The sequence below is a fragment of the Trueperella sp. LYQ143 genome, assembly GCF_046599595.1.
Lineage (GTDB): Bacteria > Actinomycetota > Actinomycetes > Actinomycetales > Actinomycetaceae > Trueperella.
In genome coordinates, this window is record NZ_JBKIWR010000013.1 from 50,538 (window position 1) to 64,601 (window position 14,064).

10 protein-coding genes are annotated in these 14,064 nt (G+C 54.6%); 7 read left to right on the plus strand and 3 right to left on the minus strand.

Annotated features, from left to right (window positions below; all coding sequences use genetic code 11):
- The first annotated feature begins 81 nt into the window (after positions 1-81).
- The 3 genes from ACLHIL_RS05960 (at position 82) to gndA (ending at position 6,343) form a co-directional block, all read left to right on the plus strand.
- Positions 82-2,262: a glycoside hydrolase family 3 N-terminal domain-containing protein gene (locus ACLHIL_RS05960; protein ID WP_411297044.1), complete on the plus strand. Its 2,181-nt coding sequence runs from the start codon at positions 82-84 to the stop codon at positions 2,260-2,262.
- 434 nt (positions 2,263-2,696) lie between these two features.
- Positions 2,697-4,133 (plus strand): GntP family permease, encoded by a 1,437-nt coding sequence (locus ACLHIL_RS05965; protein WP_411297045.1) that lies wholly within the window; start codon positions 2,697-2,699, stop codon positions 4,131-4,133.
- A 224-nt stretch (positions 4,134-4,357) separates the two neighbouring features.
- On the plus strand, positions 4,358-6,343 hold the full coding sequence (gene gndA / locus ACLHIL_RS05970; RefSeq protein ID WP_411297046.1) for an NADP-dependent phosphogluconate dehydrogenase: 1,986 nt from the start codon (positions 4,358-4,360) through the stop codon (positions 6,341-6,343).
- Positions 6,344-6,471: 128 nt separating this feature from the next.
- Here the strand turns inward: gndA and ACLHIL_RS05975 are convergent, their stop codons facing one another.
- The 3 genes from ACLHIL_RS05975 to ACLHIL_RS05985 all read right to left on the minus strand — a co-directional run bounded on the left by ACLHIL_RS05975 (position 6,472) and on the right by ACLHIL_RS05985 (position 10,039).
- On the minus strand, positions 6,472-7,497 hold the full coding sequence (locus ACLHIL_RS05975) for an L-idonate 5-dehydrogenase (protein WP_411297047.1): 1,026 nt from the start codon (positions 7,495-7,497) through the stop codon (positions 6,472-6,474).
- A gap of 29 nt (positions 7,498-7,526) precedes the next feature.
- The gene (locus ACLHIL_RS05980) at positions 7,527-8,291 is read right to left on the minus strand and encodes a glucose 1-dehydrogenase (RefSeq protein WP_411297048.1); all 765 of its coding nucleotides are present in this window, start codon (positions 8,289-8,291) and stop codon (positions 7,527-7,529) included.
- A gap of 656 nt (positions 8,292-8,947) precedes the next feature.
- Positions 8,948-10,039, minus strand: coding sequence for a DUF3097 family protein (locus tag ACLHIL_RS05985; protein ID WP_411297049.1), 1,092 nt, complete (start codon positions 10,037-10,039; stop codon positions 8,948-8,950).
- Between the two features lie 45 nt (positions 10,040-10,084).
- Here ACLHIL_RS05985 and hrcA point away from each other — a divergent pair, with 45 nt between their 5' ends.
- The 4 genes from hrcA to ACLHIL_RS06005 all read left to right on the plus strand — a co-directional run bounded on the left by hrcA (position 10,085) and on the right by ACLHIL_RS06005 (position 14,064).
- Entirely contained in the window at positions 10,085-11,101 is a 1,017-nt protein-coding gene (gene hrcA, locus ACLHIL_RS05990; protein WP_411297050.1) for a heat-inducible transcriptional repressor HrcA, read from the plus strand.
- Positions 11,102-11,223: 122 nt separating this feature from the next.
- Positions 11,224-12,357, plus strand: a complete 1,134-nt coding sequence (dnaJ, locus tag ACLHIL_RS05995; RefSeq protein WP_411297051.1) for a molecular chaperone DnaJ — start codon at positions 11,224-11,226, stop codon at positions 12,355-12,357.
- Entirely contained in the window at positions 12,354-13,103 is a 750-nt protein-coding gene (locus tag ACLHIL_RS06000) for a 16S rRNA (uracil(1498)-N(3))-methyltransferase (protein ID WP_411297052.1), read from the plus strand. The genes dnaJ and ACLHIL_RS06000 overlap by 4 nt, the downstream gene beginning before the upstream one ends.
- A gap of 10 nt (positions 13,104-13,113) precedes the next feature.
- Positions 13,114-14,064 carry a PhoH family protein gene (locus ACLHIL_RS06005; RefSeq protein ID WP_411297053.1) on the plus strand — a complete coding sequence of 317 codons (951 nt, stop codon included), beginning with the start codon at positions 13,114-13,116 and terminating at the stop codon, positions 14,062-14,064.

Here is a 14,064-nt window from a genome sequence, read left to right on the forward strand (position 1 = left end):
TATGCTGGCTCACTGGCAAAAGCCCTGAATGTGGGCGTATTTACCAATAATAATCTCATACATCTCAGCGAGGAGGACTGTATGAAACGATCAACGATGCGCCGTGGTTTTGCCATGGTCACAACTGCGGTATTGGCCTTAGGGGGTGCGGCGCTGAGTGGTCCGGCTTTTGCTGATGATACGGCGGGTGCAGCTCCAACCGGCGTGGCAAGTGCTCGGGTTGAGGCATTGCTGGCGTCTATGACTTTAGACGAAAAGATCGGGCAAACGATCTGGACCCATGTTTACGGCGATAGCGCAAATACCACAGATCCTAAGGATATCGAGGCAAATCAGGGAGTTTTTGGTCCTGATGTGAAGACGGGTGCGCAAGCAGTGGAGAAGTATTCCTTAGGTGGAATCTTGTATTTCAACTGGTCGCGCAATATTGGAAGTCCGGCAGATCTATCGAAGCTGGCGACGTTATCGAATGATCTGCAGGCCGCATCGCTGCGCACTGCAAAGAAGATCCCGTTAGGTATCACGATTGATCAAGAGGGCGGCATCGTCGCTCGTATGCGCTATTCGGGTACAGATTTTGCGGGCAATATGGCTCTCGGTGCGACTCGTTCAGAGGAGCTGGCCTATAAGCAGGGGGAGATCCTCGGCAAGGAGCTCAAGGCAGTCGGGGTGAATGTTGATTTCGCGCCGGATGTTGATGTGAATACGAATCCTGCGAATCCGGTGATTGGGATTCGTTCGATGAGCTCTGATCCCGATGTGGTGGCTCGTTTGGGGGTTGCCCAGGTGACGGGTATGCAGTCGCAGGGGGTTTCTGCTACTGTGAAGCATTTCCCTGGTCATGGGGATACCGTCACGGATTCACATCTCGGGTTGCCGAAGGTGACCTACGATCGGGCGACTTTGAATAAGCACTTAAAGCCGTTCCAGGCGTCCATTGATGCTGGCGTGGATATGGTGATGACGGCGCACGTCATTGTTGATGCCATTGATCCTAATATGCCAGGTACGTTGTCGAAGAAGGTTCTCACTGATCTACTGCGAGGTGAGATGGGCTTCAAGGGCGTTGTCACGACGGACGCGATCGACATGGAGGGCGCTTGGTTGGCGGTTATGACGCCGGAAGAGCAGGCTGAGTGGGCGAAGATGAAGGAAGAGGCGAAGAAGCCGGCTGCCGATCAAGATCCCACGTTGATGGATAAGTATCATGCGAAGAATCATGAGATTTCTGGTCGTGTTGCGGTAACGGCAATGAATGCTGGATCTGACATTATTCTCAACACTTACGACGTCCCAGCAGTAATTAAGGCGATGAAAGCGGCCGTGGAAGATGGGTCGTTGCCGATGTCGCGGTTGGATGACGCGGTTCGTCATATCTTGACCTGGAAGGAAAAGCGCGGTCTGCTCGATTCGTATGCTCCGGCAGATTTAGCGAAGATTCCTGGTACGGTTCGCACCGCTGATTCTTTGGCTGTTGCGCGCAGTATTTCTGATGGCTCGATCACCCAGGTGTGTAATGGTGCGGATAATACCCAGGCGGTTGTGCCGGTAAAGCAGAGCGATCGTATTTTGGTTGTGGGTTCGAGCTGGGCTAATCCTGAGTTCTTGGACAAGCTCCTGAAAGACGGCGGATATAGCAAGACGAATTTCATGCAGATCGCTGATAAGGATCCGACGGATGCGGAGATCGCCGCGCATGTGCAGGCGGCAAAGGATGCGGACGTTATCGTCTATACCGGCTGGAAAGCGAGTGCTTCTGCGGCTCAGAAGAAAGAGATTGCAGCTTTGCAGCAGACGGGCGTGCGCATGATCTTTGTGGCAACGAATACGCCTTATGACGTGGCTTATGTCTCGTGTGCGAATACCGCGGTGTTGGCGAGCTACGGCAATCAAGTGCCAAATCATGAGGGTATTTTCGATGTTATTACTGGCAAGGTTGCCCCGTTAGGCAAGCTGCCGGTGGATGTGCCCAAGGCGGATGGTGCCTTAGCGGCTTATGCTTTTGGTGTTGGATATGTGCCGGCGGAGAAGCCGAATCCTGAGCCATCTCCGAAGCCGGAGCCGACACCGGCGCCAAATCCGCAGCCGGTAAATCCGCCAAGTACGCCGAGTAAACCGAGTGTTCCGGCTACTGAGGTTAAGCCGACTCCGCCGAGTGCGATGCCGCATACGGGTGCTCAGGTGGGAGCTATCGTCGTTGCTGCAATAGTTCTGGTAGCAGGTGGCGTGGCGTTACTGGTGTTGCGCAATCGTAAGCGCTGAATTGTGTTTCATGCCGTCTCTGTATAGCGGCGGTTAATGTCTGCTACCTACCTGCTCCTGGAATAAGGGGTGCTGGTAGAGGCATAGGTAAGAAGTCCGATGGCTGTGGTCATCGGACTTCTTGCATGTTGAGCGCATGTTGCGGTGTGTGATGGGGAGTTGTTTAAGAGGCCCTGCGTTTCGGGAAAGGAAATGAGAAAAGGCCGTGATGACGAGGGAGTATATTCTCCTGACGCACTCAGATTAAGTAACGTGCGTCACGTAAATCGTATTTGGGAGCATTAATAAGAAAGACGGTGCAGACTTAACATGTTTAATCTGCATTTTAATGCTTGCAAATCGTCATACCATTAAGTAGAGTGAGTGCAACCCGACGGGCTCAAAGCTGAGTGGCGGCGGAACGATACACAAATTTCTGTCAATGGAGATCAGAGATGCCTACTATTTTCATGGAAAAAGATAAGTGGGAGCAGACCTTAGGGGCGGGACCGCTCCTCGGTATTGCGGCTGTCGCAATTGCTGTTATCCTGCTTGCGGTTATTGTGCTAAAACTGCACGCGTTCTTGACTCTTATCGTGGTTAGCCTCGTGACGGCGATTGCGGCCGGTATTCCCGCGAATGACTTACTTCCGACGCTAACTAGCGGATTCTCCTCAACTCTTGGATCGGTTGCGCTCCTCGTCGGTTTAGGTGCCATGCTCGGAAAACTCGTCGAAGCCTCCGGAGGAGCAAAAGTTCTTGCTGACGCTATGGTGCGAGCCTTCGGTGAACATCGTGCCCCGATCGCCTTGGGAATTGCCTCGCTCTTGATGGGCTTCCCCATCTTCTTCGATGCCGGCCTCATCGTCATGCTGCCAGTGATCTTCGCTGTTGGTCAGCGCCTGAAGGGAAATATCTTGGTGTACGCCATCCCGGCAGCAGCAGCCTTCTCCGTCATGCATATTTTCGTTCCACCGCACCCCGGTCCAGTTGGTGCTGGCGCCCTCATCGGCGCAAATATGGGTCTGATTATGCTCGTCGGCCTGATCGTGGCCATCCCGACCTTCTACGTCTCCGGCGTGTTGTGGGGGCGCTACATCGCCAAACGATGCAATGTTGAAATGCCTAAGCTCTTTGGAACGATGTCTGATAAAGAGCTCCCATCGCGTCTGCCAAGCGTCGGGCTCGTCATCGCCATGCTCGTCCTGCCGGCACTGCTCGTATTCTTTAACACGGGCCTGAACATGATGGTGCAATCCGGTGTTATTGCTGGTCATGAGGTTGATCCTGTGAAGCACACGATGGAAGCGAACTCCTCTATCGTTCGAGGACTACTGCAAATCGGCCAGACCCCAATCGCGCTGCTCCTGTCCGTACTCGTCGCCATTTTGACCCTCGGCTCATTCGTTGCCCGCGACCGCGGCAAGATCGAAGCCGTCATGGATTCAGCACTTGGGCCAGTGTGCTCAGTTATCTTGATTACCGGCGCTGGTGGCATGTTCGGTGGTGTACTGCGCACCTCGGGTATCGGCGACGCGCTGTCAGAGACGATGAAACACCTTGGTATCCCACTGCTGCTGGCAACCTATCTCGTCTCCGTTGCACTGCGATTGGCCCAAGGCTCAGCCACGGTTGCCCTGCTAACCTCAACAGCTCTTATGGCAGATGCGGTAGCGGCAGCCAATATGTCCACCTTAGGGGTGGTCTGTATCGTTTTGGCAGCCTCCGCTGGCTCAGTCTTTGCCTCCCACGTCAACGATTCAGGCTTCTGGCTCGTGGGGCGCTTGATGGGCATGGACGTCAAGACCACGCTGAAGGTGTGGACCTCACAGCAAGCGATCGAATCACTGCTCGGTTTCGCGCTCGTTTCTATTGTCTACATCTTCGCGTAACGCACTCTCGGGGTGCGGCGATAATTGGCGCGCCGCACCCCGAGTAGGCCCAGTGGCGTGACCGAGCCAGAGTGGGAGGATTATCTCGGCTCAATCACGCCACTGGATGCGCCGACGTCATAACGTCGGCGCATCTGGGGCACATCTAGGGCGCACACGCCCCGTTACACGCCGACACTTTTGACGTATTTGCGGCCTGATAAGGCCAGATGAAAGGACGAAACATGGATACCTCGGTTCAGCACATCGTGCTGATGGGTGTATGTGGCTCGGGAAAGACGACAGTGGCCGGTATTCTATCGGACCGGCTCGGATGGCAGATCGCTGAAGCGGATGACTTTCACCCGCAAGCAAATGTCGAAAAGATGGCCTCAGGTACACCCCTGACTGATGAAGACCGCTGGCCCTGGCTGGAATGTCTGCGCGAATGGATGAATGAACGAGCAGCAGCCGGCGAACCGGCTATCATCACCTGTTCCGCGCTCAAGCGTTCCTACCGCGATATTTTGCGTCAAGCTCACGCCCATGTGATGTTCGTACATCTTGACGGACCGCGTGAACTACTAGCTCAGCGAATGGCAGCGCGAACTGATCACTTTATGCCGCCAGCTTTGCTAGATTCACAGCTAGCCACCTTAGAACCGCTGGCAGATAATGAAGACGGCTATGTCATTGATATTGGTCCGACTCCATCGGAGATTGCCACCGAGATCATGAATACCTTGCCCTTAGGTAATGAGGAGGAGCCGACGCGTGAGCCGGCGCGTGATATTGAACCAGTAGCCGATATTGCTGTCTACGGGTTAGGAGTGATGGGGACCTCGCTAGCTCGTAACTTTGCGCGTCATGGGCTGACGGTTGCCGTATATAACGTTGAACACGACGTGACGCAGGCCTTTATGGAAAAGTACTGCGATGAGGGGCACTTTGTTCCGACGTTCTCCGAAAACGAACTAGCTGCTGTGCTTAAGACCCCACGAGTCGCGGCCTTGATGGTGACCGCAGGAGCGGTTACGGATCTGGTAATTGACCAGTTATCCAGTGTCTTTGACCGAGGCGATATTATCATCGACCACGGCAATTCGTTCTTTGCCGATACGCGCCGACGTGAAGCGCGGTTGCGAGAAATCGGTATGCATTTCGTCGGGTGCGGCACCTCCGGGGGCGAAGAGGGCGCGCTACATGGTCCGTCGTTAATGGTTGGCGGCTCGGAGGAAGCCTATCGTCGCCTTGAACCAATGCTGACGGCTATCGCAGCACAAGCCCCCGATGGTTCTCCGTGTTGCGCACATGTTGGTTCTGATGGGGCCGGGCATTTCGTCAAGATGGTCCACAACGGAATCGAATATGCCGATATGCAGATTATTGCGGAATCCTACGCCTTGCTGCGCAGCGCGGGTATGGAACCGGCGCAGATTGGTCAGGTCTTTGAGCAGTGGAATGACGGGGAGTTGTCGTCATATCTGGTGGATATTACCGCCCAGATCCTCCAGCACACAGATGAGCGCACCGGCAAAGCTTTTGTGGATATTGTCTGCGATCAGGCGGGGCAAAAGGGAACGGGGGCGTGGACCTCACAGCAGGCTATCGAGCTGGGAGTGCCGGCAACAGGTATTTGCGATGCAACCTTTGCGCGGATGATTTCTGGGAATATCGATCACCGTCAGGCTGTTCAAAATGCTCTGGGGCAGCCATCAGATCAGCCAGTAACGGATCACCAGGCGCTCGTTGACGATGTACGTCGGGCTATGTTGGCGGCCAAGATTGTGGCGTATGCGCAAGGCATTGATGTCATTCGTGCAGCAGCGCAAACCTACGGATGGCATATTGATATTGCGCGTGTTGCCGAGATCTGGCGAGCCGGATGTATTATCCGAGCTGCGTTCCTTGATGATGTGGCGCAGGCATATCGGGATAATCCCCAGTTACATACGCTTGTCGTTGCTCCGCATTTTACGCGAGCACTGACGCAGGGGATGGAATCCTGGCAGCGGGTATTAACACATGCTGTGGACGTCGCCGTGCCTATGCCGGTGTTATCCTCAACCTGGCATTATTTGCAGGCCTTGCGCACGCCCACCTTATCTACCTCCTTAATTCAAGGGCAGCGTGACTTCTTCGGGGCTCATACGTACCGGCGTGTGGATGATTCCGGAGTATTCCATACGCTGTGGGCACAGGACGGACGAGAAGAAGTCCGACGTTCCTAATTGAAATCGGCACGGCTGGCATGCCGTAGCGATATGAGATGAGGGGGTCTGCTAGCAGACCCCCTCATAGCGGGTATGTAGTTAATGTGCCCGTATGCTCGCTACAGCAACGGTAAGTGCAGCGCTGTTTACTGTTCGGTTGCTCCCGTCAAATCAACGAGGACTTTACCGGACTGTTCGGAATCTTTGGCGATATGGAAGGCGCTGACTGCGTCGGCGATGTCAATAGTGTGGGTGACGACAGCGTCACGAATGTGATCGCCGGCCGGGCCAGCAAGAATCTCAATAGCTCGATCAATCTCGTCATCAAATCGGAACGCGCCGCGGATTTGTGCCTCTTTGGAGAGCATTGCCGACATATTAATTGGCTTATCTCCGGCAGAGAACATGCCAATTTGACCGATGACACCAGCCTTGCATAGGGCAGGAATACAACTGTTGAGGGCTGACGGAATGCCAGTACATTCTAAGACGACATCGAAATAATCAGCAGGGAGCTCTTCCTGCGCGACATTAACAGTGCGATCTGCACCCAGGCGTTCCGCTCGCTGTAACGGGCCAGAACGCAGATCCGTCGCCCATACCTCACCGGCACCACTTTCTTTGGCACCGGCAACTGCTAACAGTCCAATGGGCCCTGATCCAGAGACGAGGACTTTCTTGCCATCAACCCCACCGGCAATGGCAATGCCATGCAATCCTACGGCTAAGGGTTCGGCAAGAGCTGCAGTGCGCAGAGATGTATCTGCAGGCAGCTCGCGAATCATGAAATCCTCCACGAGCAGGTAATCGCTCATTGCACCCTGGGTATGTGGCCATGTTGACGCCGAACCAAGGTATGAGCCGTTATTCCACAGGTGGCGTCCGTAGCGGGGATCTTCGGTGCCGAAGCGGGCTGGATGAACGGTAACCGGAGTGCCTACCGGATAGCGCCCGGAGGGATCGGCAGCGATAGTGCCTGACAATTCGTGACCAGGGATAAATGGCTCGCGCACAGTAAAATCGCCATTTGCGCCCTCGAAGTAGTAATGCAGATCTGAACCACAAATTCCCACATAAGCTACCCGCACGAGAACCTTCCCCTCGGCGGGAGTGGGGGTGGGGACATCGGTAACCTGAGCGTCTTGCGCGCCCTGAATGACAAATGCTCGCATGAGAGTCCTTTCCTAAAAGAAATTGCGCGTTAGACGACGGAGGTCATGCCGCCATCGACGAAGATATTTTGACCAGAAACAAAGCTTGAGGCATCTGAGGCAAGGTAGATTAATGTGCCGACGAGTTCGTCAAACTTGCCCCACCGCTGGGCGGGGGTGCGGTTGACGCACCACGCATTAAAATCGGGATCTTCCCAGAGGTTGCGGTTCATTTCTGTGGCGAAATATCCGGGGGAGATGCAGTTGACCTGGATATTGAATCGCGCAAGGTCTGCGGCCATTCCTCGGGTCAACATGGCAATACCGCCTTTTGAAGCGGAGTATGGGGCGATGGTCTGACGGGCCAACATGGATTGTACCGACCCGATATTGATGATTTTTCCCGAGCCGCGCTCAGCCATCGCTCGGGAAATTTGTTGAGAAACGTAGAACACGGAGGTCAAATTGGTGGCAATAACGTCATCCCAATCGTGGGGATCGAATTCATTAAATGGCGCACGCCGCTGGACGCCCGCATTATTTACTAAAATATCGGGCACTCCGTAAGAGGAAATGAGCTCTGCCACGCCAGCACGCACAGCATCTTTATCTGTCACATCGAAACTGACGATCTCGGCTTTGACGCCGTATGCCTCGATTTCCTGTTTCACCTCAGATAGGGCTTCGCGATCGCGACCATGCACAATGAGATTCGCTCCGTGTTGTGCTAACCCGATGGCTAAGGCACGGCCTAAACCGCGGGAAGAACCTGTAACGAATGCTGTTTTACCAGCAATATCGAATAGCGATGACATATTTCGCGCTCCTTGAAGATCGACGTTGATCGCCCTGGCGGGCATGGTCATATCTTATCCGGTTCTGCGGTGCTGAGGTTTCTCGTGGGCGTATTCCGCCTCAATTGCGGGGGCATTATCTGCGTGGTCTGGCAGGCATGCGGGCTAACAAGGTGTGCAGTGGAAGGCGATGGCAGTTGCGCCTCTGAGGGCAGTGCCGCGGCACGTACTCAAGTGTGTCTGAGCTGCGATATGTCGGTCGGTATCTGATGTGCCGGTGCCATATAGGGCAGAACATTCCGGTTTTACGTGCCCACAGTTTTCTTGACATACCTTAATACCCGACACATATCTGGGCGGCTGTCGAGTTTCTTGTGTGCGCATGCTGCCGTGCATGGGGGATCAGCACGAGAATTTCGTCGGTATCGAAAACCAATACTCACCAAAAGGGAAACGGTTTGCACCTCAAAGGAAAATAGCGCTGCGCCGTTGTGATTATGCGTCAGAACTGATGCTAAATGGTAGTAAGTGAGCTCACCCAATGCGGATACATAACTGCCGAGGCGTCATTACACGCCAGATAACGGATGAATGCCTTTTCTGCAAGGGAGGGAAAAGAACGCGAGGGAGAGGAGAAAAAGAAAAGGTAGTGACGGTTCGTGGTGAGGCTTCTCCAGCTACGAAGCTGCGCCGTGACCTAGTGACGGATCCGTTACGAAATCAATGAGTTCTTCCATCCGCCCAAGAAAGGCCGGTTCGAGATCGCGGTAATCTCGTACAGCTTCCTTCATCCTGGCCCAAGCCATACCAACATCTTCTGCATCCTCACAGGGCCAGCCGATACGCCGTAATGTTCCGAGCTTAAAATCTTCGGTGCGAGGAACATCAGGCCAGGCCTGTAGCCCTAGGCGTTGCGGTTTAATCGCATGCCAAATATCGACGTATGGATGCCCCAGGACGAGAACGCCAGAACGATTGCTGACTTGGCGGGCGATACGATCCTCTTTGGAGCCAGTGACCATGTGGTCAAGCATGATGCCGGCCCTGCGATTCCAACTGGGCTGAAAGACGTCCATAATAGCGGGGAGATTATCTGCGCCAAAGAGTTCCTCAATCATGATTCCCTCATAGGCTAAATCCGTTCCCCAAATGTAACTGACCAGATCTGCGTCATGTTTTCCCTCTACCCAGATTCGAGAGGGTTGCGCTACGCGGGCATCGAATTCGACGTGAAAAGATCCTGAGGCAGTGACCATGCGCGCTGGGGCAGAAACAGGCTGTGTAGGCGGAGGATCAAGGATGACGGGATGGCCTTCAATGAGGAAACCCGCACCGAGAGGGAATGATTTTCGGCGCAATGTGCGATCTTCCAATTCGACAAGCCACTGACCACTCACTTTGCGCACGGCCATCACCTCGCCGACGTAACCCGTCGTCGCATCTTCGACAACCATGCCGACTTCTGCCGGAAGATGCGTGGAAAGCGGCTGGCCAGAATCGCGGGCTAAAACGTCATTGCCGTAGCGATCAGAATAAGACGAGGTATGAGGCATAGCCAATAGCGTAACTGTGATATTGGGATTATTGGGGGACGCCGCGTAGAATTGGCACTCGGGTAGGGCGAGTGCTATCGCAGATAAACAGTGACCGCTGTGGTGCAAGCTGAGATAACGCTGGTAATACAGGTGGCTCGATATGTCAGCGGCGCGTTGTGGTTGATAGTGAGCTGCATGGCAAGCGAGCGCGAAAATCGCGAGCATAACTGGCATACCCAGCAGGAGATATACCGTCGGCACAAAGCGAAAGGAGCACGCATGTCGAACGAACGCCGGCAATTAGTGCTCAACGCGATTGTCGAAGATTATGTGAAAACTGGCGAACCAGTTGGCTCTCGTCGGGTAGTGGAACACTATAACGTGGGCGTTTCACCAGCAACAATCCGCAACGATATGGCGGCCTTGGAAGAAGAAGGCCTGATCGTTCAGCCTCACACATCGGCTGGGCGAGTGCCGACCGACGCGGGATACCGGCATTTTGTGGATTCGCTATCGGAGATCAAACCCTTATCCCGAGCCGAACGCGCTGCCATTGAGCGAATGTTATCCCAAGCTGTTGACCTCGATGACGTCATCGCGCGGGCAGTTCGGCTGTTGGCCTCAATCACCGATCAAATGGCGGTAGTGCAATACCCAGCTTTGCAACGAGCGGCTTTGCGCCATATCGAGATTGTGCACCTGCATGAACGGCGAATTTTGGTGGCAATCATTACTGATACTGGCCGCATCGAACAGCGGTTAGTGACGACAACAGCACGGCTATGTGAAGCGGATATTACCGCATTGCGTCAGGCCTTCAACGAAGAATTAACGAATCTTTCCGGCACGGAGCTACACGCCGGACTCGATCGAGCCTATGCTCGGGTAAATCCGGCATTACGTGAAGAAGCACAGATCATCGGATGGCATATAGAGCAGGCGATGCAGGCCGAATCAGAAGATCGCGTGATCGTGGCTGGCACGGCGAACCTCACGCGAAATAAGGAAGATTTTGAGCATACGATTTTCCCGATCCTCGACGCTATCGAAGAACACGTAATCCTCTTGCGCATGTTGGCACATAAACATGCGGGATTGCATGTGGGCATTGGTCACGAGAACGAATCGGATGTCTTTGCGCAGACTTCTGTTGTGTCTACCGATTACGTCGGAGCAGATAACCAAACAGTTGCTCGGTTAGGCATAATTGGCCCGACGCGCATGGATTATCCGGCAACAATGTCCTCGGTATATGCCGTGGCAACCTACCTATCCCATGCATTAACTGACGGATAACCGCGCAGCACGGGGGAACAATAGCTGTAACAGTGGGCGTTGCGCGGCGGGAATGCACAGCGCTGGCACAAAATATGATGACGAAGAAAACGAGAACGAAGAACTGATCTGATAGGGACGACGTGGCAGATTTTTACGAGATTCTTGGGGTGTCGCGCAATGCGACGCAAGCGGAAATCAAAAAAGCCTACCGGAAGAAGGCGCGCGAGCTTCACCCTGATGAGGCCGGTGCCGAGTCTGCTGAACTCTTCAAAGAGGTCAATCGCGCCTACCAGGTGCTATCAGATGAGGAAAAACGGCAACGCTACGATCTCGGTGGGGAAGAAGCGATAGACGGGCACGGTTTTGCCGGTGGCGGATTCGCAGGCGGAGGATTCGGCTCGTACCAGGATATTTTCCAGACCTTTTTCGGGGGGAGTTCAGCGCGCGGTCCAGTTTCCCGCACCCGTCGCGGTTCGGATGCGCTCGTCGTCTTGGAATTAGAGCTTCGCGACGTGGTATTCGGCGCAAAAAAGACCCTCACACACGAGGGGATTGTGGAATGCCCAACCTGTCACGGGCAGATGACGGAGCCTGGCACCCAGCCCGTACCCTGCACAGATTGCGGGGGAACGGGTAGCGTCTCTCGGGTTACCCACTCGATTATCGGGGAGGTGCTCGCACAGAGCACCTGTGGGCGGTGTCAAGGCTACGGGACGGTCATCGTCACCCCGTGTTCCGAATGTTCGGGTGAGGGTCGTATTCGAGCCACCCAGTCGCTGAGCGTCTCGGTGCCTGCGGGAGTGGAAGACGGTATGCGGATTCGCTTGCCTGGACGCGGTGATGCCGGATTAGCTGGTGGTCCGGCCGGCGATCTCTTTGCTGAGGTTCGCGTACACAAAGATCCAGTATTCACACGGGTTGGAGATGATCTGCGCTGCTTGTGTGAGATCCCCATGAGTGCGGCGGCTTTGGGCACGAGTTTAACAATCGACACCTTGGACGGACCGACACAACTGCATATCGCTGCAGGGACGCAGTCTGGTTCTGTGGAAACTATCCGCGGATACGGAGTCGGCAAGCTACACCGCTCTACCCGTGGTGATCTACAAGTACATATTCAGGTGCGTACGCCGGATAAGCTGGACGCTCGCCAACGCGAATTGCTGAACGAGCTGGCGGAATTGCGCGGTGAACACACTGATGATGTGGGCGGTTTGGTCAGCGAGCCGCAGTCCGTCTTTGCGCGGTTGAAGGACCGCTTCACTGGTCGATGACCCGCCCGGTATATCTCGATCCGAACCTGCCGGTGTGTTCGCCCGGTCATACCTACACGCTCACGGGTGCGGAGGCACATCATGCGGCAACCGTCCGAAGAACTCGCAGTGGGGAAGAGATTGACGTTGTGGATGGGGATGGGGGCCGTCTGACCCTTCAGGTAAGCGCGGTTGCGCCGCATGAAGTGAGCGGAGTGGTGCTCGAATACCGGCAGGATACGGCTCATAGCCCGAAGATCACTGTGGTACAAGCCCTTGCCAAAGGTGGGCGTGACGAGCAGGCAGTACAGATGTGTACGGAATTTGGCGCTGATGCGTTCCGCCCTTGGGCTGCAATGCGCTCCATTGTGCAATGGAAGGGGAGCAAAGCGATAAAAGGGCAGGAACGTTGGCAGGCTATTGCGCAAGCAGCAGCGAAACAGTCCAGGCGTTCTTACCTCCCTCATGTTGATCCGGTGATGACGAGTAAAGAGCTGGCTCGCTGGATTGCCGATATTCGTGCGCAATCCTCCGATACGGCCATCTATGTGTGCCACGAGTCAGCCTGTGAGCATTTAACGTCAGTGATAGATCGCGCTGCTGAGCACATTGTTCTCATTATTGGCCCCGAAGGGGGAATCAGTGACGATGAATGTGCAGTGCTGATGGATTCGGGTGCTCAGTGCGTCTTGCTTGGGGAACACGTCCTGCGATCGGCAACGGCTGGCGCGTGGGCATGCGCTGTGTTGCGGGCACAAGTTCGATAGGCTTAGCGTGATGCAAACGACGTTAACTGTTCCTGATCGTATTCCGATGATTAACTTGCTGGGGCACCGCGATGAGGTGCTTCGGGCTTTAGAGAAAGGGCTTGCTCCCACCGATATTCACGTGCGCGGGCGAGAGATTACGCTTACGGGTGAGGGTGCAGATCTGGATGTTGCTGCCGATCTCATCAGCGAACTCGTCGCGGTTGCCGGTGCGGGGGAGCATTTAACTGTCGATGCGGTAGAACGGGCATTGACGATTGTGCGTTCTGGTTTGGCCCGCCCGACGGATTTACTCAGCGCTGATATTGTGACGAACCGTGGAAAAACGATTCGCCCGAAAACGCTCGGTCAAAAGGCATATGTGGATGCAATCGATACCAATACGATTGTCTTTGGAATTGGTCCGGCTGGTACGGGTAAAACTTATTTGGCGATGGCTAAAGCAGTTGTCGCGTTACAACGTCAAGAAGTTTCCCGGATTATCCTGACTCGTCCGGTCGTGGAAGCAGGGGAATCTCTCGGATATTTGCCCGGATCGTTAACCGACAAGGTTGATCCGTACATGCGCCCGTTGTATGACGCGCTGTACGACATGGTTGACCCCGATATGATCCTCAAGCTACTTGCGGCCGGCACGATTGAGGTGGCCCCTTTGGCATACATGCGGGGTCGAACACTCAACAATGCTTTTATTATTTTGGATGAAGCCCAAAATACGACGCCTGAGCAGCTAAAAATGTTTCTGACTCGTTTGGGCTATCAGTCGAAGATGATTGTCACTGGGGATCTAACACAGGTTGATCTGCCTCGTTCTGCCACGTCAGGCTTGCGGTTGATTCGGCATATCTTGCGCGATGTGGATGATATTTCTTTTGTGGAGCTCGGTTCGGCTGATGTTGTTCGGCATCGCTTAGTTGCTGACATTATTGATGCGTACGCGCGCTACGAGGCACAGGAGTAG

What these genes read in the sequence shown, in the direction of transcription:
- ACLHIL_RS05960 (WP_411297044.1), top strand. Translation starts at nt 82, where the DNA reads ATGAAACGATCAACGATGCGCCGTGGTTTTGCCATGGTCACAACTGCG.
- ACLHIL_RS05965 (WP_411297045.1), top strand. Translation starts at nt 2,697, where the DNA reads ATGCCTACTATTTTCATGGAAAAAGATAAGTGGGAGCAGACCTTAGGG.
- gndA (WP_411297046.1), top strand. Translation starts at nt 4,358, where the DNA reads ATGGATACCTCGGTTCAGCACATCGTGCTGATGGGTGTATGTGGCTCG.
- ACLHIL_RS05975 (WP_411297047.1), bottom strand. Translation starts at nt 7,497, where the DNA reads ATGCGAGCATTTGTCATTCAGGGCGCGCAAGACGCTCAGGTTACCGAT.
- ACLHIL_RS05980 (WP_411297048.1), bottom strand. Translation starts at nt 8,291, where the DNA reads ATGTCATCGCTATTCGATATTGCTGGTAAAACAGCATTCGTTACAGGT.
- ACLHIL_RS05985 (WP_411297049.1), bottom strand. Translation starts at nt 10,039, where the DNA reads ATGCCAGTTATGCTCGCGATTTTCGCGCTCGCTTGCCATGCAGCTCAC.
- hrcA (WP_411297050.1), top strand. Translation starts at nt 10,085, where the DNA reads ATGTCGAACGAACGCCGGCAATTAGTGCTCAACGCGATTGTCGAAGAT.
- ACLHIL_RS06000 (WP_411297052.1), top strand. Translation starts at nt 12,354, where the DNA reads ATGACCCGCCCGGTATATCTCGATCCGAACCTGCCGGTGTGTTCGCCC.
- ACLHIL_RS06005 (WP_411297053.1), top strand. Translation starts at nt 13,114, where the DNA reads ATGCAAACGACGTTAACTGTTCCTGATCGTATTCCGATGATTAACTTG.